This window comes from Hymenobacter daecheongensis DSM 21074 (assembly GCF_900141805.1).
Taxonomy (GTDB): domain Bacteria; phylum Bacteroidota; class Bacteroidia; order Cytophagales; family Hymenobacteraceae; genus Hymenobacter; species Hymenobacter daecheongensis.
The window spans coordinates 137,420-161,910 of record NZ_FQYN01000002.1 but is presented as its reverse complement, the minus strand read 5'-3'; the positions used below and the strand labels follow the sequence as shown (position 1 = coordinate 161,910).

23 protein-coding genes are annotated in these 24,491 nt (G+C 61.8%); 5 read left to right on the top strand and 18 right to left on the bottom strand.

Features of this window, described 5'->3' with window-relative positions; translation table 11 throughout:
- Nucleotides 1-152: 152 nt before the first annotated feature.
- From prfB to BUB62_RS03585, 8 genes are all read right to left on the bottom strand, one after another.
- Nucleotides 153-1,230 (bottom strand): peptide chain release factor 2 gene (prfB, locus tag BUB62_RS03620; RefSeq protein ID WP_200799893.1). Its coding sequence is split into 2 segments (ribosomal slippage): nucleotides 153-1,178 and nucleotides 1,180-1,230, totalling 1,077 coding nucleotides; the frame shifts between segments, so codons are not numbered across the junction.
- A gap of 117 nt (nucleotides 1,231-1,347) precedes the next feature.
- A complete protein-coding gene (locus tag BUB62_RS03615; protein ID WP_073106326.1) occupies nucleotides 1,348-2,412 on the bottom strand; it encodes a branched-chain amino acid aminotransferase in 1,065 nt (354 codons plus the stop codon).
- 63 nt (nucleotides 2,413-2,475) lie between these two features.
- Nucleotides 2,476-3,027 carry a cob(I)yrinic acid a,c-diamide adenosyltransferase gene (locus BUB62_RS03610; RefSeq protein ID WP_073107267.1) on the bottom strand — a complete coding sequence of 184 codons (552 nt, stop codon included), beginning with the start codon at nucleotides 3,025-3,027 and terminating at the stop codon, nucleotides 2,476-2,478.
- 151 nt (nucleotides 3,028-3,178) lie between these two features.
- On the bottom strand, nucleotides 3,179-3,904 hold the full coding sequence (locus BUB62_RS03605; protein WP_073106323.1) for an ABC transporter ATP-binding protein: 726 nt from the start codon (nucleotides 3,902-3,904) through the stop codon (nucleotides 3,179-3,181).
- A gap of 14 nt (nucleotides 3,905-3,918) precedes the next feature.
- Entirely contained in the window at nucleotides 3,919-6,960 is a 3,042-nt protein-coding gene (locus BUB62_RS03600) for a hypothetical protein (protein ID WP_073106319.1), read from the bottom strand.
- Nucleotides 6,961-6,969: 9 nt separating this feature from the next.
- The gene (gene gatC, locus BUB62_RS03595; RefSeq protein WP_073106315.1) at nucleotides 6,970-7,257 is read right to left on the bottom strand and encodes an Asp-tRNA(Asn)/Glu-tRNA(Gln) amidotransferase subunit GatC; all 288 of its coding nucleotides are present in this window, start codon (nucleotides 7,255-7,257) and stop codon (nucleotides 6,970-6,972) included.
- 26 nt (nucleotides 7,258-7,283) lie between these two features.
- Nucleotides 7,284-8,144: a lysophospholipid acyltransferase family protein gene (locus BUB62_RS03590; protein WP_073106312.1), complete on the bottom strand. Its 861-nt coding sequence runs from the start codon at nucleotides 8,142-8,144 to the stop codon at nucleotides 7,284-7,286.
- Between the two features lie 92 nt (nucleotides 8,145-8,236).
- Nucleotides 8,237-8,815 (bottom strand): NUDIX domain-containing protein, encoded by a 579-nt coding sequence (locus tag BUB62_RS03585; RefSeq protein WP_073106309.1) that lies wholly within the window; start codon nucleotides 8,813-8,815, stop codon nucleotides 8,237-8,239.
- A gap of 433 nt (nucleotides 8,816-9,248) precedes the next feature.
- Between BUB62_RS03585 and BUB62_RS03580 the strand changes: the two genes are divergently transcribed.
- Together BUB62_RS03580 and BUB62_RS03575 are read left to right on the top strand one after the other, a co-directional pair.
- Complete coding sequence (locus BUB62_RS03580; RefSeq protein WP_073106307.1) at nucleotides 9,249-9,491, top strand: hypothetical protein; 243 nt, start codon at nucleotides 9,249-9,251, stop codon at nucleotides 9,489-9,491.
- Nucleotides 9,492-9,605: 114 nt separating this feature from the next.
- Nucleotides 9,606-10,181, top strand: coding sequence for a ribonuclease HII (locus BUB62_RS03575; protein WP_073106305.1), 576 nt, complete (start codon nucleotides 9,606-9,608; stop codon nucleotides 10,179-10,181).
- Nucleotides 10,182-10,346: 165 nt separating this feature from the next.
- Here the strand turns inward: BUB62_RS03575 and BUB62_RS03570 are convergent, their stop codons facing one another.
- Genes BUB62_RS03570 through BUB62_RS03560 form a run of 3 tightly spaced genes read right to left on the bottom strand, consistent with a single transcriptional unit; the run spans nucleotide 10,347 to nucleotide 12,793 of the window.
- Complete coding sequence (locus BUB62_RS03570) at nucleotides 10,347-10,790, bottom strand: response regulator (RefSeq protein ID WP_073106303.1); 444 nt, start codon at nucleotides 10,788-10,790, stop codon at nucleotides 10,347-10,349.
- Between the two features lie 57 nt (nucleotides 10,791-10,847).
- A complete protein-coding gene (locus BUB62_RS03565; RefSeq protein WP_234988621.1) occupies nucleotides 10,848-12,413 on the bottom strand; it encodes a sensor histidine kinase in 1,566 nt (521 codons plus the stop codon).
- 14 nt (nucleotides 12,414-12,427) lie between these two features.
- Nucleotides 12,428-12,793: a CZB domain-containing protein gene (locus tag BUB62_RS03560; RefSeq protein ID WP_073106300.1), complete on the bottom strand. Its 366-nt coding sequence runs from the start codon at nucleotides 12,791-12,793 to the stop codon at nucleotides 12,428-12,430.
- A gap of 225 nt (nucleotides 12,794-13,018) precedes the next feature.
- Here BUB62_RS03560 and gcvT point away from each other — a divergent pair, with 225 nt between their 5' ends.
- Together gcvT and BUB62_RS03550 are read left to right on the top strand one after the other, a co-directional pair.
- Entirely contained in the window at nucleotides 13,019-14,125 is a 1,107-nt protein-coding gene (gene gcvT, locus BUB62_RS03555) for a glycine cleavage system aminomethyltransferase GcvT (protein WP_073106297.1), read from the top strand.
- Between the two features lie 155 nt (nucleotides 14,126-14,280).
- Nucleotides 14,281-14,997, top strand: a complete 717-nt coding sequence (locus tag BUB62_RS03550; protein ID WP_073106294.1) for a 2-phosphosulfolactate phosphatase — start codon at nucleotides 14,281-14,283, stop codon at nucleotides 14,995-14,997.
- Nucleotides 14,998-15,438: 441 nt separating this feature from the next.
- Here the strand turns inward: BUB62_RS03550 and BUB62_RS03545 are convergent, their stop codons facing one another.
- Nucleotides 15,439-15,786, bottom strand: a complete 348-nt coding sequence (locus tag BUB62_RS03545; protein WP_073106291.1) for a nucleotide pyrophosphohydrolase — start codon at nucleotides 15,784-15,786, stop codon at nucleotides 15,439-15,441.
- A gap of 191 nt (nucleotides 15,787-15,977) precedes the next feature.
- Nucleotides 15,978-16,427, bottom strand: coding sequence for a D-aminoacyl-tRNA deacylase (gene dtd / locus BUB62_RS03540; protein ID WP_073106289.1), 450 nt, complete (start codon nucleotides 16,425-16,427; stop codon nucleotides 15,978-15,980).
- A 116-nt stretch (nucleotides 16,428-16,543) separates the two neighbouring features.
- On the opposite strand from dtd, the gene BUB62_RS03535 reads away from it, so the two are divergent.
- Entirely contained in the window at nucleotides 16,544-18,037 is a 1,494-nt protein-coding gene (locus BUB62_RS03535; RefSeq protein WP_073106286.1) for a hypothetical protein, read from the top strand.
- A gap of 72 nt (nucleotides 18,038-18,109) precedes the next feature.
- On the opposite strand, the gene BUB62_RS03530 is transcribed toward BUB62_RS03535, so the two are convergent.
- The 5 genes from BUB62_RS03530 to BUB62_RS03510 form a co-directional block, all read right to left on the bottom strand.
- Nucleotides 18,110-19,510, bottom strand: a complete 1,401-nt coding sequence (locus tag BUB62_RS03530; RefSeq protein WP_159437399.1) for a hypothetical protein — start codon at nucleotides 19,508-19,510, stop codon at nucleotides 18,110-18,112.
- Nucleotides 19,511-19,531: 21 nt separating this feature from the next.
- The gene (locus tag BUB62_RS03525; protein ID WP_073106280.1) at nucleotides 19,532-20,740 is read right to left on the bottom strand and encodes an OmpP1/FadL family transporter; all 1,209 of its coding nucleotides are present in this window, start codon (nucleotides 20,738-20,740) and stop codon (nucleotides 19,532-19,534) included.
- A gap of 183 nt (nucleotides 20,741-20,923) precedes the next feature.
- The gene (gene mltG / locus BUB62_RS03520; protein ID WP_159437398.1) at nucleotides 20,924-21,949 is read right to left on the bottom strand and encodes an endolytic transglycosylase MltG; all 1,026 of its coding nucleotides are present in this window, start codon (nucleotides 21,947-21,949) and stop codon (nucleotides 20,924-20,926) included.
- A gap of 69 nt (nucleotides 21,950-22,018) precedes the next feature.
- Entirely contained in the window at nucleotides 22,019-22,801 is a 783-nt protein-coding gene (locus tag BUB62_RS03515; RefSeq protein ID WP_073106277.1) for a class I SAM-dependent methyltransferase, read from the bottom strand.
- 134 nt (nucleotides 22,802-22,935) lie between these two features.
- On the bottom strand, nucleotides 22,936-24,423 hold the full coding sequence (locus tag BUB62_RS03510; RefSeq protein WP_073106275.1) for a helix-turn-helix domain-containing protein: 1,488 nt from the start codon (nucleotides 24,421-24,423) through the stop codon (nucleotides 22,936-22,938).
- Between the last annotated feature and the right edge of the window lie 68 nt (nucleotides 24,424-24,491).

Below are 24,491 nucleotides of genomic sequence, written 5' to 3'. Positions count from 1 at the left end.
AACACTATGCTTTTTATCCCATCAGCTGGTAGAGTATTTAACCCATACACTGAGGCTTCTCCGCGCACCTTTGCTTCTAAAGTTAAGAATTATTCAACGAAAAAGCCTTCCTGAAAACAGGAAGGCTTTTCTAACGAACAACTTTTTGACGGCTAGCTCTGCATCAGGAAGCCTTTGATGTACTCGTCCAAGTCACCATCCAGCACGTTCTGCACATCGGTGCGCTCGATGCCGGTTCGCAGGTCCTTGATGAGCTTATAGGGATGCAGCACGTAGTTGCGGATCTGGGAGCCAAAGTCGATGCGCTTCTTGTTGGCTTCCACTTTGTCGCGCTCGGCGTGGCGCTTGTCCATTTCGATCTGATAGAGGCGCGATTTGAGCATGCGCAGGGCGTGTTCCTTGTTCATGAGCTGGCTGCGCTCAATCTGCACGGCGATGATGATGCCCGAGGGCGCGTGGGTGAGGCGCACGGCGGTTTCGACCTTGTTCACATTCTGGCCCCCGGCACCGCCGGCCCGGAACGTGTCCCAGGAAATGTCGGCCGGGTTGATTTCGATGTTAATCGTATCATCAATCACTGGATAAGCAAACACGGAGGCGAACGACGTGTGCCGCCGGCCGCTGCTGTCGAAGGGCGACATGCGTACCAACCGGTGCACGCCGATTTCGCTCTTGAGGTAGCCGTAGGCAAAGTCGCCATCGATTTCCAGCGAGGCCGACTTGATGCCGGCTCCCTCGCCGGGCTGGTAGCTGATCTGCTTCACGCCAAAGCCGTGGCTTTCGGCCCACATGATGTACATGCGCATGAGCATTTCGGCCCAGTCCTGGCTTTCGGTGCCGCCGGCGCCGGGGTTGATGTCAATGATGGCGGATAGCTGGTCTTCTTCATCGGAGAGCATCCGCTTGAACTCCAACTGCTCCACTTTCTGGAGCGTGGCGTTGAAGTCGGCCTGCATTTCGGCTTCCGTTACCTCGCCTTCGCGGTAAAAGTCAAACAGCACCTCGGTGTCGGCCAGGGCCTGCTGCACAGCCTCGTAGTCGTCGGTCCAGATTTTAATGGACTTTACTTCTTTCAGCGTGGCTTCGGCCTTCCGGGAATCGTCCCAGAAATCGGGGGCCATGGTCAGCTTTTCGGCTTCTATAATTTGGGCTTTTCGGGTATCGTAGTCAAAGATACCTCCTCAAAGCCTCAGCGCGGCCTTTCAATTCCTTAACCTGATCCTGGGTCATTGGAAAAATTAACGGTGAAAAATTGGGAAACTGGAAGGCAAAGGTAGAAAATGCGCAACGCCCGCCACCGGCCGAAAGCCAGCAGCGGGCGCTGTTCTTTAAGGTGCTGCAGTCGGGCTACACTTCTACCATCCAGCCGTGCGTATCGGGAGCGGCACCGGTCCGGATGGCGCTCAAGGCTTCGCTCATGCGCTGGGAGAAGGAGCCGGGGCCGGGTGTGGGCAGCTCGTAGTCGTGGCCCTGGTAGCCGATGACGGCAATGGGCGCGATGGTAGCGGCCGTGCCTACACCAAAGGCCTCCTGCAGGGTGCCGTTGGCCTGAGCATCCATCACTTCGGTAGCCGAAACTTTGCGCTCTTCTACCGTCATGCCCCAGTCGCGGGCAAGCTGCAGAATGCTGCGCCGGGTGATGCCGTCGAGGATGGAGGTGCTGAGGGCCGGGGTCACAAGCTTGCCATCGATAACGAAGATGGCGTTCATCGTACCCGATTCCTCTACGTAGCGGTGCTCGGAAGAATCGGTCCAGATGAGCTGGTTATAGCCCTCCTGCTGGGCCAGCTTGGTGGGGTACATGGCCGCGCCATAGTTGCCGGCGTTTTTGGCAAAGCCGGCCCCGCCTTCGGCTGAGCGCACGTACTTTTCCTCGAAACGAACCCGCAAAGGCTTGTTATAATACAAGCCAACGGGGCAGGTGAAAATCATGAAGCGGTAGGACTCCGACGGCCGCACGCCGATGAAACCATCGGTGGCAAACATGAATGGCCGGATATAGAGGGCGCTGCCGGGCGTGTTCGGCACCCAGTCGGCATCGAGGCGAATGAGCTGGGTGAGGCCCTGCATAAACAGCTCCTCCAGAATGGCGGGCATGCACATACGCTCGGCCGAAGCATTGAGGCGATGCAGGTTGTCGGTGGGGCGGAACAGAGCAATCTGGCCCTGGGCATTCTTATAGGCCTTCATGCCCTCAAAAATTGCCTGACCATAATGCAGCGCCGAGTTGGCCGGACTCACGGCCATATCGCCGTAAGGAACGATCTGGGGCGTTTGCCACTCGCCGTCGTGGTAATCCACCGCGAACATATGATCGGCGAAAATCTTACCGAACTCAATATGGTCGGGGTCCAGGTGCTGCAGGCGGGAAGCAGTGGTGCGCTGGGTCCGGATGGTCAGGGTTTCGAGCATGGAAAAGGGAGTAGGAATGGATAGGAGCGCAAGTTACGACAGGCCGACGAACCTGAAACGGGGCTACGTCAGGCGCGGTTTCCAGGTAACCTCTTCGGCCCCCAAATCGTGCGCCATCTGCCGGCTCAGCACAAACAAGTAATCCGACAGGCGGTTCAGATACACCACTAGCAGCTCGGCCACGAAGGCGTCTTCCTGCAGGGCAATAACCAGGCGCTCGGCGCGGCGGCACACGCAGCGGGCCACGTGCGCAAACGACACCGACTGGTGCCCGCCGGGCAAAATGAACACGCGCAGCTCGGGCAGCGCCTCGTTCATGCGGTCCATTTCCTGCTCCAACAGCGTTACGTCCTCGGCGTGTAGATCCGGAATCTTCATTTTAGACTTCTCCGGGTCGGAGGCCAGCGCGGCTCCCATAGTAAACAGGCGGTCCTGGATTTCCTTGAGCAGGTCGCGGCGTGGGGCATTCACGTCCTGGTCGCGCAGCAGGCCGATGTAGGAATTCAGCTCATCGACGGTGCCATAGCAGTCGATGCGCAGGCTGGACTTGGGCACGCGCGTGCCGCCGATGAGGGAGGTGAGGCCTTTGTCGCCGGTTTTGGTATAAATCTTCATGAAGCACTGATTGAAGCTGATGTTGAGGAGGGCGCGAATGGTTTGCGGGCTGACTTTAAGCCAATGCAAAAGGCCTTTCTGGCGGCGGCACGACAACTGAGCGTTGGCGCACCGGCTTCAAAAAGGCCTTCGAAAGTAGTGAACAAAAAACTCAGCCGTTCAGCACCTCGTTGTGGTGCGTGGCAATGTCGTTGTTGGGCAAATCGGACTCCACCAGGCCGTCGCGCAGGCGCACGATGCGGTGGGCGTAGCGGGCAATATCCTCCTCGTGGGTTACCATGATGATGGTGTTGCCCTTCACGTAGAGCGCCTCAAACAGATCCATGATTTCGTGGCTGGTCTTGGTGTCGAGGTTGCCGGTGGGCTCATCGGCCAGAATGATGCTGGGGTCATTCACCAGGGCGCGGGCAATGGCCACGCGCTGGCGCTGGCCGCCCGAAAGCTCGTTGGGGCGGTGCTTGGCGCGGTCGGCGAGGCCCACGCTGCGCAGGGCTTCCATCGCCTTTTCCTCGCGCTGGCTTTTGCTGTAGCCGGCATAAATGAGCGGCAGGGCCACATTGTCGAGCGACGTGGCGCGGGGGAGCAGGTTGAAGGTCTGGAATACGAAGCCGATTTCCTTGTTGCGCACTTCGGCCAGCTGGTTGTCCGACATGCGGCTTACATCCTTGCCATTCAGCACGTAAGTGCCGTGCGTGGGCGTATCCAGGCAGCCCACAATGTTCATCAGCGTGGATTTGCCCGAGCCCGAAGGCCCCATGAAGGCGACATATTCGCCCCGCTGAATAGTGATAGTGACGGACCGCAGAGCGTGGATACGCTCCGTACCCATCTGGTATTCCTTGGCAATGTTGTGGGTTTCAATGACGGGAGGTAGCATAGCCGGGCCAGGGGTTAGTTCCAGGGGGCAGACGCCGCAGCCTGTGCGCTACGTCGAGCTTCGTACTGGGTGTGAAAGGTACGGTATTCGGCAGGGGAAAGCAATTTGGACAGTTTTTCCAGCGGTTCGGCCGCATAGGCCGTCAAGCCCGCGGGTATCGTTGCCAGACAATAGGCTTGCAATAACGCAATTGATTCTGGATTATGTGCCAATCCGGTTAACAAAATGTTATAGGCTTCCAGATGATTTTGCCGGCGAGCAAAAAAATCGGCTGCGCCAAGCACTGCTTCCTCCAGAAAAGGCGCATCGCGCATCAGCTTGGCGTAGAGCGCGGCTGCGTCTGGCTTGGCCTCGGCCGCTGCCAGCGCCGCCCGATAATACAGTGGGTAAGCTCTATGCAGCGGCGCAAAGTAAGCTGTAGGCAGAAAGCGGCGCAGCTCGGCCAGTTGTCCGGCCCGCAAATAAGCCTCTCCGCGCACGATATTCCAGCGCGAGGCCGCCAGCGTGTGGGCGGTAACGGCGAGCACAATCTTGCGGATAGCCTCCTGAGCAGCGGCGACTTGCCCGGCCCGCAACGCTCTGGGAAGCTGAGCCAGCAGCGCCGCCTCGCGGGCCGCCGGCGTGCCCAGCACTGTTGCCGCTTGCAGCAGGCTTGCGGCCGGAAGCTCGCCGCCGCGCAGTACCAAGTACTGCGCCCGTCCCGAATCGGAAGCCAACGGGGTGGACTGGTTGAAATCGAAGTTGAGCGCAGCTAGCAGATGCCCGGCCCGACGGGGTAGGTCGGTGGTCTTTTGCAGCTGCGCTTTCCGGGCCGAAGCACGGGCCGAATCCGGCTGGCCGTTGAGGGCCTGGGCATAGGCGCGAAACAGCAGGGCCTCCGGGTAGCCGTTCCGGGCTGCCTGTTGAAAGCGCACGGCTGCCGAAGCCGGTAGCTGTTGCTCCAGTAGCCACAAGGCCCCCAGGTTTTGGTAGAAGGCACTGCCGGGTGTGTTGCCGGCTGCCAGAGGCTGTAAATCGGTCTGGGCCGCAGCGGGCCGGCCAGCATAGTACTTGGTGAGGGCCTGCAGGAAAGCAAGCTGCTCGGCGTAGCTGCTGTTGGCCGGGTCGGCGGCCAGCCGGCTGATGGGGCGGAGCTGGCTGGAGTCGCCGCGCACGGCTCGGCGCAGGCCGTCGTGGTAGAGCCAGGCGAAGTGGGCAGCATCGAGAGGCGCTGCGGGAAGCCGTACCGGCCGGGCGGCCAGCGGCGCTCCGAGCAGCTGCTGCAACAGCTGTGCATTACTCTGCCAGGCGGCATTTCGGTCGTCGGCTGATACGCTTCGCAGTAGCTTTTGGGCCGTGCGTAAATCCTGCTGCTGAAGCATGTAGGCCAGCTTGTTGACCGGCGTGACGGGGTTGTTAGGAGCCAGGGCTTCGGCCTGGTTGAAGTAATGGTTTACTGAATCGGTGATGGTGGAGCGGGTGTAGAGCTGGGCCAGGTCGTTGGTGAGACGGGCGCTGCGGGGGGCGGTTTTGAGGCCTTCGCGCAGCAGCCGGAGCCGGTCAAAAAAGTCAGTGGGCTCGTTGAACAGCGCAGCCAGGCGCAGCGAGATTTTCTCGGCAGGTTGGCGGCTCTGGGCGCGCCGCAGGGCATTTATCTCGTTTTGGCGCTGGGAGCGGAAACGGTAGAGCGCGGCGCGGCCCCAGCTGGCGCGGTGATTGTGCAGGTCCAGCGCGTCGCTTTCGGCGTAGTAGCGCTCGGCCAGCAGGGCCAGGGCATCGGCGCGGGGCTGTTCGCTCTGCAGGCGCGTGAGGTCGCCGAGGTTGTTGTAGTAGCCGGCCCGCACCTGGTCCAGCACGAAGAAATTGTTGCGCAGCTCCACGGCGAATATCCCGGCCAGTCCCAGTAGGTACACTGCGTAAAATGGCAGCCGACGCGGCTCATATACCACGCGGTACACCCGCAGCCGCTGCTTTATCAGCGGCCCGAAATTGACCAGTACATAGAGCAAAAACGCCGCGCCGACCATCAGCAGGGCCAGGGCCGTGAAGTCGCGGGTGGCGCTGAGCAGCGGGTCGTTGGCGGTGGCGAAGGCGTAGCCGAGGAAACCGGCGGCCAGGGCCGTCAGAATCAGGTAGAGGTGGGCTGCGCCGGGCCAGTAGGGCACCCAAGCGCCGTAGGTGGCTGCCCGGCGGCGCAAACTCAGCCAGCCAATGGCTACGGCCGGCAGCAGCAGCACCAGCGGCTCCAAGCGCACGTTGGGCAAAATAAACACCTCGCCGTTGTTCCAATAATACAGAAACAACATGCCCAGATACAGCCCGCTGGCCAGCACAAATGGCAGCAGCCCAAAGCGGCTTCCCGGATTCTCAGCCTGCGTATTGAACCACAGCAGCCCCTGAATATTCTCGAACGCCACCCACAGCACTAGCAAAGCCACGATAATCGCCCCGCTGGCCGTAGCAAAGCTGACCAGATGCAGCGCCGTTGTATCAGAAGGGTAGGCGGTACGCAGGAAGATGAACGTGCCCAACGCCGCCACCAGTGCCCCAAAAACCAGCAGGCGCGGCCCCAGCGGCACCTGGGTCCAAAAAGCATGAAAGCCGAACGCCGGCAGCCCCAGCGCCAGCAGCATCACAATGAGAAAGTACTGCTCCCGCGAGTCAATCAGGCCGAGCAAATCGGCATTCAGCGACATCAGCAGAAAGATAAGCAGGGCCATGCCGGCCACGAATGTGGCGCGGGGAAGCGTGCTGACTACGGCCAGATAATACGCCAGGCAGGCCGCCAGCAGCACCAACAGGGCGGCGGCGGCATCGGCCCGCACGAAGGGGCCGCTTACGTCGTGGGTTTGGGTGGCCAGGTAGCCGTTGGCACGCACGGGTAGCGCATCAAGCCCCACCAGCACCTGCTGCACCACCAGCGGCACGGGCTTGAGCTGGGTCACTTCCTGCACGCGCAGCGTGTAGTCGTCGCCGGTGAAGTAGTGGTAGAAAGCCAGGGCCGTAGCCAGGCCGGCCAGCAAGCCCAGCACCAGCAGCGGGCCGCGCCAGATAGAGCGGGAAGAGGAATTCGGCACTAGCAGGGGTTATTCCAGCACTTTTGGAACGCGGAAGTAGTCGGAATCTTTGCGCGGGGCGTTGCGCAGGCCTTCTTGGTGGCTCACCGAGTTGTGCGCCACATCGGGCCGCAGCACGTTTATCTCGTGCGACAGGTGCACCAGCGGCTCCACGTCGGTGGTGTCGAGGGCGCTGAGCTGGGCCACCCAGTCCAGAATCTTGTTCAGGTCGCCGAGCATCTGCTGCTCTTTGGTGGCATCAAATTCGAGGCGCGAAAGGTGCGCCAGGCTGCGCAGAGTGGCTAAGTCGGTACTCAAGGGAATTATGAATTATGAATGTTGAATTATGAATTGGGCAGAAACTGAGGCTGACTGCCTACGGCCTGCGTTTCGGCCGAGGCCGGCTTGGAATTGGCCGGCGCGCCCGAGGCTCGCAACGTGGAAGGAGCCGGAATGCCGGCGGCCTCGGGCCGGAATTCGCTGGCAATGATACGGAATGCCTGCTCTTTCAGCGCCGGCACGTCGGCGGCGGTCAGGTTGGTGGTCGGAATCGGGTCGTGGAGCACGATGCGCAGAGGCGAGTAGCGCACCCGCAGCGTGCCGGCCACATCGGGCATAAAGCGGTGATTCAGCGGCATCGACACGGGTACGATGGGCACGCCGGTGGCAATGGCCAGCTGAAAGGCGCCGTCTTTGAAGGGCAGCATTTCCTCGCCGGGCTTAAGCGAGATTTTGCCTTCGGGAAAAATGACTACCGAGCGGCCGGCTTCCAGACTCTTCTTGGCCTGAATCATGGCGCGGCCCCGGCTTACGGCACTTTCGCGGTTCACGGTGATGTAGGTGCTGCCAAAGATGGGGCCCCACAGCGGCACGTTGGCCAGGGAGCTTTTGCCCACAATATTGATAAAGCCCGGGATGGCCTTGAACAGCAGCGGAATATCAATATACGAGCTGTGGTTGGCCACGTACAGGCAGGGCTGCGTGGCCGGCGGCTGGTTTTTCTTCACCACTTCCACCGGCATACCCCACATGCGAATGGCAAAAATGGACCAGCCGCGGTTGAGCGTGTGCAGGTACGGATGCCAGGTAGGCCGCCGCCGCAGCACCCACTGCGCCGGGTATGTGACCACAAACGGCAGCACAAACCAGAACGTGCTCCAGGTGGTGTAGAAGCGGTGGGCAACGAAACGCAGGAGACGAAGCATAGCTGCAAAGTTAGGAACAGCAAGATAGCAGCCCGGACCATAGCCGGCGGCCGCCAACGCCGCGGCAACGCCCAGAGCCAGCCGCCCGCTAGTTAACCGCGCGTGTTCAGCACACGTTCCGCCTTCAGCAGCCCCGCCACGCTGATGGCATCGGTAATGCGGTTGTCCATCACCATTGCCACGGCATCGGCCAGGGGCAGCTTCCAGAGGCGCAGGTCCTCGGTTTCTTCGGGCTCGGTGTCGCCGTGCTCCAACTCTTCGGCCAGAAATACGAAGCCTTCCTCATCGGTCACGGAGTTGGAAGTATGCAGGCGGGCAATGTTGGTCCAGCGGCGGGCCAGCAGGCCGGTTTCCTCCTTCAGCTCACGCTGCGCCGACTCCAGAATGTCGCGCTCCACGGGGCCGCCGCCCATCGGAATTTCCCAGCTGTACTCATTCAGTGGGTAGCGGTACTGGCCCACCAGCCACGTATTGCCCTCCGCATCGACCGGCACGATGCCCAGAGCCTTGTTTTTCATTGTCACCACGCCGTAGATGCCGCGCCCGCCACCGGGGTTCAGCACCTGATCTTCGCGCACGCTGATCCAGGGATTCTGGTACTGCACCGCCGAGCTGAGCACCTGCCAGGGGTTGTGGTTCTCGTCGAAACCGGGGTCGATTTGTTGCGTCATTTAGTCGGGAGCGATAAGGGCTGATCGGAATGCAAAGGTACAACCCGCCGCCGAGCAGCGCGGCTCCGGAGCCGTCCGTCGGGCCAGGGGTGCTATTGGACGAGCTTACCGGTACATTGGGCAAAAAAAGCGCGCGTAAACTGCTAGCCGGGCGTAGTTTTGTCGGAGAAAGGAACCAGCGCTGCTCGCTATACTGTGGAAAGGAAGTACTGAGCAGCCTACATCCCGGCCGGTAGTGGAAAGGGAAAGAAAAGTTGGAACCGGTGGGTGTATAAAAAAGCCGCTGCATGATGCAGCGGCTTTTTTTGTGCCCGTTGGGAGGGTTGGGCGGCGGTTGGTTTAACATTTTGGCATTGCTTCAACCCCGGCTGTGGGGCCGCCGTACCAAGCTCATAGCCGGCCGTTCACATTCCGGTCGGCACCGGATATTCTTATGGCCAATCAACCCAAAAACCAGTCCGCGCAAGCCCAACCCGGCGACCCATTGTTCAACCTCAAACATGCTCAGGCCGAGTCTGAGCTGATCCAGAATACCGGCGGCCTCGGCCCCATCACCAACGAATACACCTCTACCGACGACGACGCGGCCCTCGACGAAGGTCCGCGCGATAAGCAGGGCAACCGCCGCGGCGAGCCCGGCACCCCTGACATCGGCTCCACCGCCGGCCGGCACTAGTGGTGAGATAGAGAGATAGTGAGATAGTGAAATGGTGAGTTTGATGTTCTATCCGCGCAACTTTGCGCCGGCGGAACATCAAACTCACCATTGCACTATCTCCCTATTTCATTTATGCTGCTTGCTTCCTACACCGGCCACCCGCTCGAAGCCGGACTCGACGAGGCCGGGCGCGGGTGCCTAGCGGGGCCGGTTTTTGCCGCCGCTATCATTTTGCCCCCCGATTTCGCCCCCGCTTTCCTCAACGATTCCAAGCTGATGACGGCCCGGCGACGGGAACTGCTGCGCACCGAAATATGCCGTGAGGCCGTAGCCTGGGCCGTGGCCGAAGCTTCGCCGGACGAAATTGCCGCCATCAACATTGCCAACGCTAGCTACCTGGCCATGCACCGGGCCGTGGCCGCGCTGCCCCAGCCGCCCGGCCACCTGCTCATCGACGGCAACCGCTTCACGCCTTATCCTGGCATCGAACACACCTGCTTCATCAAAGGCGACGGCCGCTTTCGGAGCATTGCCGCCGCCTCGGTGCTGGCCAAAACATTCCGCGACGACCGGATGCGCGAATTAGCCCGCGAGTTTCCATTCTATAGCTGGGAGCAGAATGCCGGCTACCCCACCCCGAAGCACCGCGCCGCCATCCGTGAGTACGGCCCCTGCGAGCACCACCGCATGGGTTTTCGGCTGCTGTAACTGTCATTGCGAGCAAAGCGAAGCAATCCGTCCTGGACAATGAGCTGAGCTTTAATTATGTGAAAAGCCCTGACGTGTGCGCTACGTCAGGGCTTTTTAGGTTAACAGCGCTTTTTACATTTCAGAGGACGGATTGCTTCGTCGTGCCTCCTCGCAATGACAGACTCATTCCTTCAGCTTCAACAAATCCAGAAACAGGCTGAAGCCGTCTACCGTGGTGCCGCCTTCGCCGAACTTCTCGAAGCTCAGGGGCTTGATGATGTAGCCGCTGACGGCCAGCTCGCGGGCTTTCAGGCGGTCGGTTTCCAGGTCGGAGGTGGTCATGATGAACACGTTCAGGCCCACGAACTCGGGGTCGGAGCGGAGCGTGTCGAGTAGTTCCAGGCCGTTCATGCGCGGCATGTTGATGTCGAGCAGCACGATGGTGGGCTTGCTGATTTTGGCTTGGCCGCCTTCGCCGCGCAGCAGCTGCAGGGCTTCGCGGCCGTTGCGGGCAATGTGCAGCGGAGCGCTGATATCGTGCTTACGCAGCTCGCGCTGCACGTTCATGATGTCCATCTGGTCATCTTCGACCAGCAAAATGGAAGGATTCAGGGCGGAGCTAGACATGGGCGTACTGGTTCGGGGCAGGCAGAAAGTGAGGCAGTATACGGCGGTGTGGGGTTTTTAGGCCGGGCCGGGCACCGATTGGGCCGCCGCGGGCCGGCGTCCGGGCTGGGCCAGCCGCTCTTTGGGCCAGGTGAAAATGAAGTTGGCGCCGTGGCCCTCAGCCGATTCGACGCGGATGGTGCCGCCCTGACGCTCCACTATTTTTTTCACGATGGCCAGCCCCACGCCGGTGCTTTCCACGGTGTCGCGCTCGGTCAGGGTCTGGAAGATGACGAAGATCCGCTCGTGGTATTCCGGGTCGATGCCGGGGCCGTTGTCGGCGACGGAGAAGGTATACTGCTGGCGGTCTTCGCGGCAGCCCACGCGCACCCGGCCGTTTTCGGGGTGCTCGTGGTATTTCAGGGCGTTGCTGATCAGGTTGCTGAATACCTGCTGGAGCTGCACGCGGTTGGTGGTAAGCGTGGGCAGATACGTGGGCAACTCCACCTGAAAACCGGCCGGCGGGGCCAGCGAGTCCACAATTTCGGTGAGCAGCTCACGCACATTGATGCGCTCCTCGGCCTGCTGGGTGCGGCCCACGCGGGCCAGGTCCAGAATGCCGGTAATGAGGTTTTCCATGCGGTGCACCCGCACCCGCATCAGCCCCAAAAACTCCTGAATATGGGGCGGCACACTGTTTCCCATATCCTCTTCAATCCAGCGCGAGGCGCTTTCGATGCCCCGCAGCGGCGCCTTTAAGTCGTGCGATACCACGTAGGCAAACTGGTCCAGTTCCTGGTTGCGGCGCTCCAGCTGCGTGATGGTGGAGTCGATGGTGCGGGCCATTACGTTCAGCGAGTCGGCCAGCGCGCTCATCTCGTCGCGGTCGGTGTCGTCGATGCGGGTGGTGTAGTCGCCGCTGGCAATGCGGGTGGAAAGGTCCACCATCGTCTCGATGCGCCGGGCAATGAGGCGGGTGATGTAGGCCGCCCAGAGCAGGCCCACCAGGATGGACAGCAGCGTGATGAGCACCGACACCATGCGCGTCTGCCGGATGCTTTCGCCCAGCTTTTGCTGCACTTTGTGGCGGGCGGCCAGCTCCGTGCGGTCGAAGGCGTCGAAGATGACCCGGATCTGGGCCATGATCTGCGGCCCGGTCAGGCTTTCGCCCAGCTGCCGGTGCTCCATGCCTTCCATAGCTACCTGCCGGGTATTTCGGCGCCTCGCCTCGCGCTTTTCACTAATCAGCAAGTGCGAAAACGCCGACCACTGCTGAAACAGCCGCTGCGCCCGCTGGATGCGGGCATACTGCGGATCGGTGGGCACGAGCTGCTCGCGGATGGCCGCAAAGCGGCTCAGCAGCTCCCGCTCGCCTTCGTAATAGGGCTGCAGCGTGGCCTCATTGCCCAGCAGCAGATAGCCCCGGAAGCCCGATTCCATGTCGATAATGTTGCGGAACAGGGTGGAAGCTTCGCCCGTGAGGCGCTGCGAGGCCTCTACGCGCTGCGAGTTGCGCAGCACCTTGCGCGAGAGCTGGTAGTTGATGATGACCACGCCCGCAAACAGCGCGGAAATGACCAGGAAGCCGGCGAAGAGTTTGGTAGAAAGCTTCAGCTTCATGCGGGGCAGCGAGAGGAAAGGCACGGCGGCAGGGCGGTTTAGCGACCCGTACGCAGCTTATCTTCCAGGGTTCGCAGCAGCGTGGTTATCTGGTCGGTGAGGTAATGCAGGTCGCTAAGGCCGGCAATGGACGCGTCCTGGTAGCCCTGCAGGCGCATGTCCATCAGGCGGTTGGCCTCGGTATGCAGCTGGCGGTGGGCGCGGTCCAGGGTGCCCCACTCGGGCAGGTTGCCGGGGGCGGTGCGCCGTCGCTCCGCAATCCAGATACCCAGGCCGCACTGGTCGGGGTCGCGGGCGGGGCCTTCGGCGGTTTTGCTGCCGTAGAGAAAGGCGCGGAGCTTGGATTTGAACAGCAAATGCTTCAGCATGGCCGTTTCAAAATCCTGCTTAAGTTCTAAACTCATAGAAAAAGGCCCGTAGCGGACCCGAACAGGCAGATAAACGCGAAGCCGAAGGACGCTTTGGCCCGCGAAAAAGAAAATCAGTGGCCAGGGGAGGAAAGGGCAGGCACGCCGCAAAGATACTACTACGGGCCGGGGAGCTTACCGGCCACCGGAAATAGCTAATTTCGCCCCGCCCACCGGCGGCCCCGCCGCTTCATTCTTTTCTTCCGAACCAATTCCCGCCCAATGGCTGAAGATCTCAAAACCGTTACCCTGAACGACGTGCACCAGCAGCTGGGTGCCAAAATGGTGCCCTTTGCCGGCTACAACATGCCCGTGCGCTATTCTTCCGACCTCGACGAGCACCACACCGTGCGCCGGGCCGTGGGCATTTTCGACGTGTCGCACATGGGCGAGTTCCGGGTGCGCGGCCCCCACGCCCTCGACCTGATTCAGCGCGTGACCAGCAACGACGCCAGCAAGCTCACGCCCGGCAAAGCCCAGTACTCGTGCCTGCCCAACCACGACGGCGGCATCGTGGACGACCTGCTGGTGTATAAGCTGGCCGAAGACGACTACCTGCTGGTGGTGAATGCCTCCAACATTGAAAAAGACTGGAACTGGATCAGCCAGCACAACACCCAGGGCGCCGAACTGCAAAACGTGTCGGACGATATCAGCCTGTTTGCGGTGCAGGGCCCCAAGGCCATCGAGGCGCTGCAAAGCCTGACCGACGCCGACCTCAAGAGTATTCCCTACTACTCCTTCGTGCAGGGCACGTTTGCCGGCGCGCCCAACGTCATTATCTCGGCCACCGGCTACACCGGCGCGGGCGGCTTCGAGCTGTATGTGCCCAACGAGCACGCCAGGCAGGTGTGGGACAAGGTAATGGAAGCCGGTAAGCCCTATGGCCTGAAGCCCATCGGCCTGGGCGCCCGCGACACGCTGCGCCTCGAAATGGGCTACTGCCTCTACGGCAACGACATCGACGACACGACTTCTCCGCTGGAAGGCGGCTTGGGCTGGATCACGAAGTTCACCAAAGACTTCACCAACGCCGAGGCCCTCAAAAAGCAGAAGGAAGCTGGCGTGACGCGCAAGCTGGTGGGCTTCCTGCTCGACGGCCCCGGCATTCCGCGCAGCCACTACCCGCTGGTTGATGAGGCCGGCAACGCCATCGGCGAAGTGACCAGCGGCACCCAGTCGCCCTCGCTGGGTAAAGGGGTTGGCCTGGGCTACGTGAAAACTGAGCTGAGCGCCCCCGGCAGCAAGATTTTCGTGCAGGTACGCGGCAAGAATTTCCCCGCTACGGTGGTAAAGCTGCCCTTCGTGCCCGGCACGGAGGAAGTGTAGCTCCTTGGTGCAAACAACCTGAACGTCATGCTGAGCGAAGCCGAAGCATCTCGCCCGCTTCGTTACAATGGTAATCAACGCCATTACAACGAAGCACGCGAGATGCTTCGACTTCGCTCAGCATGACGTTCTGTTTTAATTGATAATAACAATCAATGCCCACTCTCGATATCTGTTTTTCTCCCGAGCTGCTGCCGCTGTTCGACCTGCGGGGCCGCGTGGCAGTCGTAGTCGATATTCTGCGGGCCACGTCTTCGATGGTGACGGCGCTGGCGGCCGGCGTCACGCACATCGTGCCGTTTTCGGAGCTGGCCGCGTGCCGCCTGATGGCCGCGCAGGGCTACCTCACCGCCGCCGAGCGCGACGGTGTGCAGGCCGCGGGCGTGGACCTGGGCAACTCGCCCTTCGGCTACCTCGATGGCGGCGTAGCGGTGCAGGGCCGCGCCGTGGCCATCACCACTACCAACGGCACCCGCGCCATCGAGCTTTCGCTGGCTGCTGATGCGGTCATATTGGGCGCATTTCTGAACCTGGGGGCCGTGGCTGATTTCGTGCGCCGCCAAAACAAGGATGTGGTGGTAGTGTGCGCGGGCTGGAAGGGTAATTTCTGCCTCGAAGACACGCTATTTGGCGGGGCGCTGGCCCAGCGCCTCCAGCCCGACTTCGACACCACCGGTTCCGACGCCACGCTGGCCGCCCTCGACCTCTGGCACGCCGCCCAGCCCGACGTGGCCGCCTACCTCCTCAAATCCGCGCACGTACGCCGCCTCAACAACCTGGAGTCGCACCAGGATATGGCCTTCTGCGTGAAACTGGATGCGTACAATCTCGTGCCCATCTGGCAGCAAGGCCGCCTGGTAGCGGCCGAATAGCCGCCGCGCGGCGACCGGTTTGTAGAAGCCGATTAGGTAAAAGAACCAAGCCGCGTAGCGGTGACAGAACCGTGCGAACGACTCTGTCACCGCTACGCGGCTTTTGTTCGTCGGGGACAGGGTTTCTACAAACCGGTCGCCGCGCGGCGGCTGGTCCATCCCGAAAGGCAGTTATGAATCGGAGTTGAGCCAACGCGCATCGGAATCGAGCCAACGTGGATCGATGGATTCCTCCCGTGGATCGGAATCGGGCCAATGTGGATCGAAATTGAACTAACGTGGATCGAAATTGAGCTAACGTGGATCGAAATTGGGCTAATGTGGATCAGAAAAGACCTGATATGGATCGATGAAGTACCAGCGTGGATCGAAAAGGTGCTAACGTGGATCCGATTGGCTTCTATGTGGATCGAAGAGGGAGGATAACGTATCGGAGATGAGCTAATGTGTATCGGAGTGACCGGGACGGAGCTTTTCGTTCTGCTGGTGGCGGTCGGCGTCGCGCAGGGTTTTCTTGGCTAGGTTGCGCTGTAGGGCCTCGGTGAGGTTGATGCCGGTTTGGTTGGCCAGGCAAATCACCACGAACAGCACGTCAGCCAGCTCATCGGCCAGCACCTTGTCCTTATCCGACTCTTTGAAGGACTGCTCGCCGTACTGCCGGGCAATGATGCGGGCCACTTCGCCCACTTCCTCCGTGAGCATGGCCATATTGGTCAGTTCATTAAAATACCGCACGCCGGTGGTCTTAATCCAGGCGTCTACCGTTTGTTGCGCTTCTTCGATGGTCATGGTGGGGGAGAGGTGAAGGAGGATAAACTGTCATTGCGAGGACAAAGGACGAAGCAATCTGTCCTCTGAAATGTAAAGAGCGCTGTTAGTCTGCAAAGCCCTTGGGTAGCGCGTACGTCAGGGCTTTGTGGTTAAACAAGGCTTGCTACATTTCAGAGGACAGATTGCTTCGCTTTGCTCGCAATGACAGGTCAAGACTGCGGCGAATCCAGCACGATGGTTACCGGGCCGTCGTTGAGCAGCTGCACTTTCATATCGGCGCCGAACTCGCCGGTGGCCACGGGCTGGCCCAGCAGCTGCTCCAGCTGGCGCACAAACTGCTTGTAGAGGGGCACGGCTACGGGCGGCGGGGCGGCCCCGGTGTAGCTGGGGCGGTTGCCTTTGCGGGCGTCGGCCAGCAGCGTGAACTGGCTTACTACCAATACTTGCCCGCCCACATCCTGCACGCTGCGGTTCATCTTGCCGTCGGCATCGTTGAAAATGCGCAGCTGCACCAGCTTGCGGGCCATCCAGTCGAGGCTGCGGGCATCATCATCGGGGGCGAAACCGGCCAGCACGAGCAGCCCGGAGCCAATCTGGCCGGTAACGCGGCCCTCCACCGTCACGCTGGCCTGCGTCACGCGCTGAATAACTGTTCGCATCTTTGGGTGAATTATGAATTGAGAATTATGAATTCTGAATTATGGATTGAGCAGCCAGAACAAGCCGGCCCGAGCAATTCATAATTCAACATTCATAATTCAGAATTAAAAAACCATTGGCCGCGAAGAACGACAATCTGCCCCGGAAAAACGCCCTCTGGCTGTTGCTGGCGCTACTGCTGGTGGCCGGGCTACGGCTCTACGGCCTCAGCGCCGCCGCCCTGCCCGACTACGACTCGGTGCGCAATTGGCAGATAGTGCAGGAAGTGGCCCAGGGCAATCTGCGCAATCTGTTTCACCACGGCAGCCCCGGCTTTTCGCTGCTGTATGCGCCGGTGGCGTGGTTTACCGATGATTTTCGGGTGTTCCAATACCTGAACGTGCTGCTGGCCGTGGCAGCCGTGGGCGGGCTGGCCGCCTTCGTAGGCCGCGAAGCCCGCCTGAAGCCACCAGAAACGGCGTTGCTGGCGCTACTCATCGGCTCCTCCGTCTTCCTCACCTTCTCCGGCCGCGATTTTACGATGGGTTCCGCGAGCCTCGTCGTGTTCGTTGGCCTGCTGCAAGCCTACTACCAGCGTCTGCGCCAGCCCGCCCGGGCGGCCCTGCTCCTCGCCGCGCTCTGGCTGATGCTGGGCCTGTGCATCAACTACAAACTCCTGCTTGCGCTGCCCATTCTGGTAGTTTTTGAGCTGCTGCAGCGCGACGGCCTCTTTGGGCAGCGCGGCACGTGGTGGCGGGTGCTGGGCCTGCTGGCCGCGCCCTATGTGGTGCTCAGCGCCGTGGGGATGGCCGTGGGGCTGCCGTGGTATCGGTGGGCCGGCGTGTACTACAACATTGCGTTTCCGGGCGCGGCCAATGCGGCCGGCCGGGTGGGCTCTTTCCAGCTTGATCTGTTTTACTACTTCCAGTTTCTGCGCGATTTTGAATCGCCGGTGGTGCTGCTGGCGCTGGTAACGGGGCCGTGGTTGTGGCGGCGGGAGCTGTTTGGGGGGTTGCGCCGCATCAATCTGGTGCGCTATCTGGCGGTGTGGGCGTATTGCTACCTGGCCGGCATGTCGCTGCTGCTGAAGGCCCCGCGCGGGCTGCTGCTGGCCTACGGGTTGTTTTACGCGCTGGCGTTCCTGAGTTTGCGCCGCGTGCTGCCGGCGCGGGCGGTGGTAGCGGTGCTGCTGATGGCCGTGGGCCTGAATGTGTACCGGATTCAGCGCGAAATCTATGCCTACACGCCCAGCAACTACGGTGAGGTAGCGGCCTGGCTGCACGCGCACGGGGCGCGGCGGGTGGCCAGCACGGTAGGGCAGGGCCTGGCTCCGTTTGCCCCCATGCTGGACAGCCTCACGGTCATCACCCACGAAAACCAGCTGCCCGCCCTGCGCCGGCGCGGCTACCGCTACGTACTGCTCGATGCCTACTGGCGCGTGGCCGGCGTAGCGCATTTCGAGGAGTTGGCCCGCCAACCTGCGCTGGCCGCCTGGCCCGAACCGCTGCTCACCAGCCCGCTGCTTTTCCTGGAGCACTCCGAATATACCGGCCTGAGCTACGCCCAAACCCTGGCCCGCCAGCAAGCCGCCCGCCGCGACTCGCTGCAGCTGCGCCTGCTGCCGCTGTAGTGAGCTACCAGCAGGGCACTAACCAAAAAAGACGGCCGTTGGGCCGTCTTTTTTGGTTGAAAAATCCTTCGTCTACTGCTGCCGCGCGGTGGTAGGCAGCGTGTTGGGGTCGAGCAGCGGAACGCTGGCGCCGTACACTCTATTGATTTCGCGCAGCATGGCATTGGCCATAATGGCATTGCCGCGGGGCGTGAGCGAATACTGATCCAGGGAGTAGAAATTGCCCTTGCCGGGCTCCGCCGTGTACACCACGCCGTTCACAGCAATGTTTTTGAATATCTGGTCATACACGTTGATATCACTGCCGACAATCGGCAGCTTGTAGAGCTTGGCCAAGCGCACCAGCTCTTCGTTGATGGTGGTTACGGCTTGGTTCACGCGCCCATACTCGCCGCTGTCCAGCACGTCTACACGCTTGATGGGGTTGCGCTTGCTCAGGCCGTAGCGCACCGTCACTTGCGAACCGTTCGGCAGCGTTACCAGCTGCGGCTTGCCAAATTGAGCCAGTCCGGTTGGCAAAATATAGTCGTTGCTGGCCGCCATTGGCCGCACTACTACCACGCCTGCCGCGTTGGGAGCCTGCACATAAATGGTATCGGTAGCATTCACCATGGCCTGCACCCGCACCACGGAGCCCCGACCCAGAAGTGGCAGCTGGTTCACGGGCTGCGGAGCCAGGCTGATAACGCCCGGCCGGCGGCCGTTGTCGGAAGCTTTATCCAGCAGCTTCTTCACGTTGGTTTTCATCAGTGCAATGGCCGCCGAATTGGGGTTGGACGTGGTGCATTCGCCGCCCGACAGGATGTAGGGCAGCACATCGCCCAGGCCCACGAAGAGCGTAAAGAACGTGGCGTTGGCGGTGCCATCGGTCACGGCCTGCAGGTAAGTGCGGTTGTCGGCGGCGGGTAGCAGGCGCTCCAGAAACGGGTTGAACTGGTCGATGCGCTGCAGGTTGGCCTCATTGCCCAGGCCAGCCAGCTCAATCTGCGTCAGGCGCAAAAACGGCACGGCCAGGTTCTGCGGCAGCTGGTTAGTGGCCCTTAGATATAGAAACGTGGTGTCGCGCCCGCCGCAGGCATTGGCATTGATGAAGGAGCCCCGCGCGACGCGGCCCGCCGCCGTCCGGCTGGTTAGCAGCACGCCATTGGCATCGAAGCCACGCGGCAGCAGAAAGCTGGTGCCCGTGCCCGGCGCAAACAGGGGCTGCGTGAACGTGGAAGGCTGACCCGATACCAGCGCAAACTGCTGGTCGAGAAGCGCGGCAATGGAATATTGCTGGCTGCTGGCCGTGAGGCCGCCATCACTGAAGCCGGCCAGATAGTTGTCGCCGATGGCTACGTGCCGGCTGAAATCGGCTTTGCCGGCAGCGGGAGCGGGGGGCGTTTGCTCGGGCGAGCAGCCCGCCAGCGCGAGCGTGCTCAGCAGGGCTGAAGAGGCCACACGGGCGGCGGCGGAAGAAAAGGGAAGGCGCACGGAGAACAAGGCTTCAGAAGATTAAAACGAATAAGACAGGCCCAGCGACACCGTATGCACGTGGGTGCGGTAGGTGCCGCCCACGTTGCTGACATCCTCGTTGGCCTGCACCACGCGGCTGGTGCGCAACGCGGCCGCCTCAAACTGGTAGGCCGCATCCACCGAAAGCGACTCGCTCAGGTGGGCGCTCAGGCCCAGCGAGCCCCCCAGCTTATTGCCGTCGGGCAGCTCGGGCGTGATGAACTCGTCGCGGATGGGCGTTTCATCGTAGCTCACGCCGGCCCGCAACGTGAGCAGGCGAGAGTGGGCATATTCGCCGCCCACGCGGAAAGCCATGGCATCTTCGTAGCGCCGGCCCACGGTCTGGGTGGCCATGGCCGGAGCCTCGCCGATGCTGTAGGAGAGCGAGTCGAAGCGGCTCCAGGCGGTGAGCGTGAAGTCGAAGGCGATGAGCAGCTTTTTGGAAACCTGATTGGCCATGCCCACCGACAGTGCGCCGGGCAGGTTCACCTCGGTGCGCAGACGGGCACTGGTCGGGTAGCGCCCGGCATCGGCGGCCGGAATGTTGGCAGCGGTGGTTTCGCCGTTTTTCACGTTCAGCGTCACCGGCGAGCGGTAGCTGATGCCGAACGACAGCGTCTCAGCCGTTTTGCCGTAGAGGCCGGCATTGAAGCCGAAGCCGCTGCCGCTGCCCGCGTACCGCACCGTCACGTTGCGGTCGTCGTACTGGCTGAGGGCAAACTGCTGGCTCATCCGGCCCACGGCGTACACCAGGCCCGCGCCCACACTGAAGTTCTCGTTGATTTTGTAAGCGGCTGTGGGCTGCACGAAAAGCGTATTCATCCGGGCCTGCTGCACCACGTTGCGGCCTTCCCAGCTATCGGGCCAGCGCGTGTCGTAACCGAAGGGCGTGTTCACGCTCAGGCCCACCGAAATCTTGTCGGTGAGCGGCTTGGCGGCGTAGAAATAGCCGCCGGGCAGGGGCTGAAACTCAGTATCGGCCAGGTGGCGCGAGTCGGTGCCCAGGAAGGATGTGCGGCGCACGTTGGCCAGTCCGCCTAAGCTGATGCGGGTCGAGGAATCCATTTGGGCCAGCGCCCCGGGGTTGTAGTAGATGCTAGCCAGGTCGCGGATGTAGGCCACGCTGGCCCCGCCCATACCCAGCGTGCGCGCACTCTGCGGCCCCGCCTGAAAGCCGCCGGCTCCGGCGGAAAATGAAACAAGGAGCAATCCAAGAGAAAGGTAGCGAAGCGTCATGCAGGCGGGTTTTCGGACAATAGGAAAACAAAAGTACAAACCTGCCGCCAACTCCGAACCACCGGTCTCGCGGATTTATCAGATTGATACTGACGGCCTGCCGCTGGCCGTGCTGGGCAGCCCCGCTCCGGCCACTGCCCGCCCCGCTCAGCGCCGCTAGCGCCGAATTTTCAGGCTGTCGAGGGTGTGCTGGTAGCGGCGGGCGTTGCGCTTGTGGGCGGCGTAGGTTTCGGCAAAATCGGAGTAGCCGCTCAGGTCGGGGCGGGCGCAGAAGAAGTAGAACTTGTGCGCGGCGGGCTTGAGCACGGCGTTCAGGCTCTGGCGGTTGGCCGAGGTGATGGGGCCGGGCGGCAAACCCTTGTGCTTGTAAGTGTTGTAGGGCGAATCGGTGAGCTTGTCGCGGTTCAGCACCCGCCGCACCCCGAAGTTGCCGATGGCCCAGAGCAGCGTGGGGTCGGCCTGCAGGCGCATGTTGTGGCGCAGGCGGTTGAGGTACACGCCCGCAATGAGCGGCTTATCCTCGGGCTTAGCCGTTTCGCGCTGCACGATGCTGGCCAGCACGTGCACCTGCACCGGCGAGAGGCCCAGCGAATCGGCCCGCTGCCGGCGCTGCGCATTCCAGAAGCGCCCGTGCGTGGCCGCCGCCGAATCCAGAAACTGCCGGGCCGAGGTGTTCCAGTGCAGCCGGTAAGGGCCGGGCAAAAACAGGGTGAGGATGGTGGTGGTATCGAGCTGGTAGGTGCGACGCAGGAAAGTATTATCATTCAAAAGCCGCCGCAGCGTGCCCGAATCAGCTTCGAGCTGGCCGCTAACCTGGCGCACCAGCTGGGGCTTGTATTTGAAGGCGTTCAACTCAAAATGCACCGTATCCTGAAGTCCCTGGGTCAGCCTTTCCAGCAGCGCGGCGTTGCCCAGCTCCGGCGTGAGCAGGTAGCGCCCCGGCCGCACACGGGCCGGGTAGCCACGCCGCGCGGCCAGCCAGCGGAAGGTTTCAGGCTCCAGCAGCAGCTCGTGCCGCTCCAGCGAATCGAGCACGGCCTGATACGGCGCGCCCGTGCGGATATACAGGTAGGCCGGCCCGAACGCTGAAACTGCCACGTTGGGCTTCCAAAGCACACGCCACGCGGCATACAGCGCCGCGCCGCCCAATAGCAGGGCCAGCAATAGCAGTATGCCAGTCACACGGCGCCATAGCCGGTGGCGGGAGGAAGAACCAGGAGAAGACGCGGACTTGGGCAAAACGAATACGGGTTAGGCTTTGGTGGCTTTGACTACCAGCCGCTGCCACACGAAGGTGAAATCATCGTCGGCCAGCGGCTGAATTTGGAAAGCGGCTTTTGCGGTGGGCGAGGCCGCCGCAAAAGCCGTGCGCACTTCAGCGGCTTGCTCCGGCTGGCAACCCGCTTTTTCCAGCCACTCGCCCAAACGCATCGGCACTTCACCACCCGGCGCGGCCATTTCCGCCACGCGCAGGCCCGCTGCTTCCAGTTGCTGCCGCCATTCGCGCGGGGGCAGATTGCGCCGGTGTGAGGGGTCGCGCAAGGCTTCTACGCGGTTTTGCCAGGCGGCCGTGGCCGGGTCGTCGTCGGGCACGGTGGTGTCGGCAAGCAGCAGCCGGCCACCGGGGCGCAGCACCCGCGCCACCTCGGCCAGAAACCGCGGCACCGAATCGAAGTGGTGGGGCGCAATGCGGCAGGTGACCAGCGAAAACGCGCCGTCAGGAAAGGGTAGCGCCTCGGCCGCGCCTTCCTGCCAGCGCACATTGGCAAGCCCCAATTCAGCCTGCTTTCGCCGGGCCTGGGCCAGCATTCCTTCCGAAACATCCAGCCCCACCACTGACTGCACGTACGGCGCGAAGGCCAGCGCCGTGAAACCGGTGCCGGTGGCCACGTCCAGCACTTCATCCGTAGGCTGGCAGGCGGCGTGGGTCAGCAGCCAGTGCAGCGAGGCTTCGGTCCAGGCGTTCCACTGGGCGTTGTAGTGAGCGGCCTGGCGGTCAAACTGCTCTTTGGCGGTGCGGATGGGCGTAGGCATGGACAAGACGGTGAAGTAAAAGCCCAGAACGTCATGCTGAGCGAAGTCGAAGCATCTCGCCCGCTTGGTTGCCAATCGTTAGGCGAAGCGGGCGAGATGCTTCGACAAGCTCAGCATGACGTTCAATTTAACTGCTAGCCCCCATTCACCAGCGCGGCAATGGCGGCTTCCTGGTCTTTGGTGCGCTGCTGGCGCTCTATTTCCAGCGGCGCGGCGGCCCGCACCTCGCAGTCGGGGATGGGGCACCGCTCGCAGGTTTCGTTCACTATTTTCAGCGGAATGGCCGGGTCTTCCAGAAAACGCACTTTTTGCCGCAGGTTCTCGTCGCAGAGCAGGCCCACGGTCACGCTCACGGCGGGCTCGGTGGCCGAGGCGGCGCGGGCCAGCGTGAGACACAGATACTCGTCGTCGGTGCCGAAGTAGCGGGAGCGCTGCGCCCCAATAACCGTGGTGGCGGCCTCTGGAGTAGGGTTTTCGCGCAGCTCGGCAATCAGGCGCAGCGAAATCCAGCGGCGGCAATAGTGCTCGTGCAGCTCATTGCCGTGCGGGTTGTGCAGGCGCGAGAGGTGCAGCTCCTTGCTCAACACGTAAGCCGTGTCGGCGTTGGCTTGGTCGAAGCGCAGGAAAAACAGGCTTTGCAGCCCAAAATGGCGGGGCAGCAGGTTGGTGATGCGCTGCATGAACATCTCCGGCGACACATCATACTTGGCCATCAGCTCCAGCAGGGCGGCGGGTTCCCACTTTTTGCTGCTGAACAGCCGCTGAAAGTCGCGCACCAGGCTGTCTTCTTCCATCAGCAAAGCCCCGGCGAAGTAGGAGGCCTTGAAATTGTTGAGCACCTCATCGAAGCTGCGCACCGGGAAGCTGGCATTCACGTAGGGCCGCTCCTTGAGGTGGAGGTAGTTGAAGGCAATTTCGCGGCCCAGCACGAAGGCTTCCTGGGTGCCCGTGAGGCCGGGGCGCAGCAGCAGCCGGCGCGTTTTGGGCTGAAACACCGACCGCAGCCGGCCCAGCGTGGCGTAATCGGCCAGCACGGTGCGGTCGATGGTGTAGCCGTATTTCTGGGTGAGCACCGTTTCGAGCTGGGTGGTGTCGAAGGGAGCCCCCACAGTCAGGTTTTCGTGGCTGACGAATACGCGCACATCCTGCTCCAGCTCCTCAAAATAGTTGTCGTGCATCTCCTGGTAGGAGCGGAGCGCGGCCAGAAAAAAGTGCTCCTGGCGCATCTCGTAGTTGCGGGCAATTTCAAACAGCGTGCTGATGAAAGCATTCATCTTGGCCGGCGCGTCCGAAATCAGCTCCACGATGCGGATGGGGTCCAGCCCGAACATCTCCAGCGGAAACTCCTTCAGTAGGTCCGATTGCAGCAGTTCCGATATGGGCTCCAGCTTGCGGCTGAGCGTGAGCGAAGTAAGCTGGTCGTACGTGACACCCAGTACTTTGCTCAGGCTCAGGATCTTATCGGCCTTCGGATATTTTTTGCCCTTCTCAATCTCATTGAGATACGACACCGACACGTCGCAGGCGCGGGCCAGCTCGGCGGGGGTAAAGCCGCGCTCCTGCCGCAGCTCGCGCAGCTTCAACCCAAAAATTAAGCGCACCACCTGGCCATGACTCAGCATACTGGAAGATCGTCGGAACCCTGATGTCGGCCCGAATTGGGCTGGCCTGGGCTGCATGAGACAATAAA

Bases quoted from the DNA above. Each gene is read 5' to 3' on its own strand.
- BUB62_RS03615 (WP_073106326.1), bottom strand. From the start codon at position 2,412: ATGCTCGAAACCCTGACCATCCGGACCCAGCGCACCACTGCTTCCCGC.
- BUB62_RS03610 (WP_073107267.1), bottom strand. From the start codon at position 3,027: ATGAAGATTTATACCAAAACCGGCGACAAAGGCCTCACCTCCCTCATC.
- BUB62_RS03605 (WP_073106323.1), bottom strand. From the start codon at position 3,904: ATGCTACCTCCCGTCATTGAAACCCACAACATTGCCAAGGAATACCAG.
- BUB62_RS03590 (WP_073106312.1), bottom strand. From the start codon at position 8,144: ATGCTTCGTCTCCTGCGTTTCGTTGCCCACCGCTTCTACACCACCTGG.
- BUB62_RS03585 (WP_073106309.1), bottom strand. From the start codon at position 8,815: ATGACGCAACAAATCGACCCCGGTTTCGACGAGAACCACAACCCCTGG.
- BUB62_RS03580 (WP_073106307.1), top strand. From the start codon at position 9,249: ATGGCCAATCAACCCAAAAACCAGTCCGCGCAAGCCCAACCCGGCGAC.
- BUB62_RS03575 (WP_073106305.1), top strand. From the start codon at position 9,606: ATGCTGCTTGCTTCCTACACCGGCCACCCGCTCGAAGCCGGACTCGAC.
- BUB62_RS03570 (WP_073106303.1), bottom strand. From the start codon at position 10,790: ATGTCTAGCTCCGCCCTGAATCCTTCCATTTTGCTGGTCGAAGATGAC.
- BUB62_RS03560 (WP_073106300.1), bottom strand. From the start codon at position 12,793: ATGAGTTTAGAACTTAAGCAGGATTTTGAAACGGCCATGCTGAAGCAT.
- gcvT (WP_073106297.1), top strand. From the start codon at position 13,019: ATGGCTGAAGATCTCAAAACCGTTACCCTGAACGACGTGCACCAGCAG.
- BUB62_RS03550 (WP_073106294.1), top strand. From the start codon at position 14,281: ATGCCCACTCTCGATATCTGTTTTTCTCCCGAGCTGCTGCCGCTGTTC.
- BUB62_RS03545 (WP_073106291.1), bottom strand. From the start codon at position 15,786: ATGACCATCGAAGAAGCGCAACAAACGGTAGACGCCTGGATTAAGACC.
- dtd (WP_073106289.1), bottom strand. From the start codon at position 16,427: ATGCGAACAGTTATTCAGCGCGTGACGCAGGCCAGCGTGACGGTGGAG.
- BUB62_RS03515 (WP_073106277.1), bottom strand. From the start codon at position 22,801: ATGCCTACGCCCATCCGCACCGCCAAAGAGCAGTTTGACCGCCAGGCC.
- BUB62_RS03510 (WP_073106275.1), bottom strand. From the start codon at position 24,423: ATGCTGAGTCATGGCCAGGTGGTGCGCTTAATTTTTGGGTTGAAGCTG.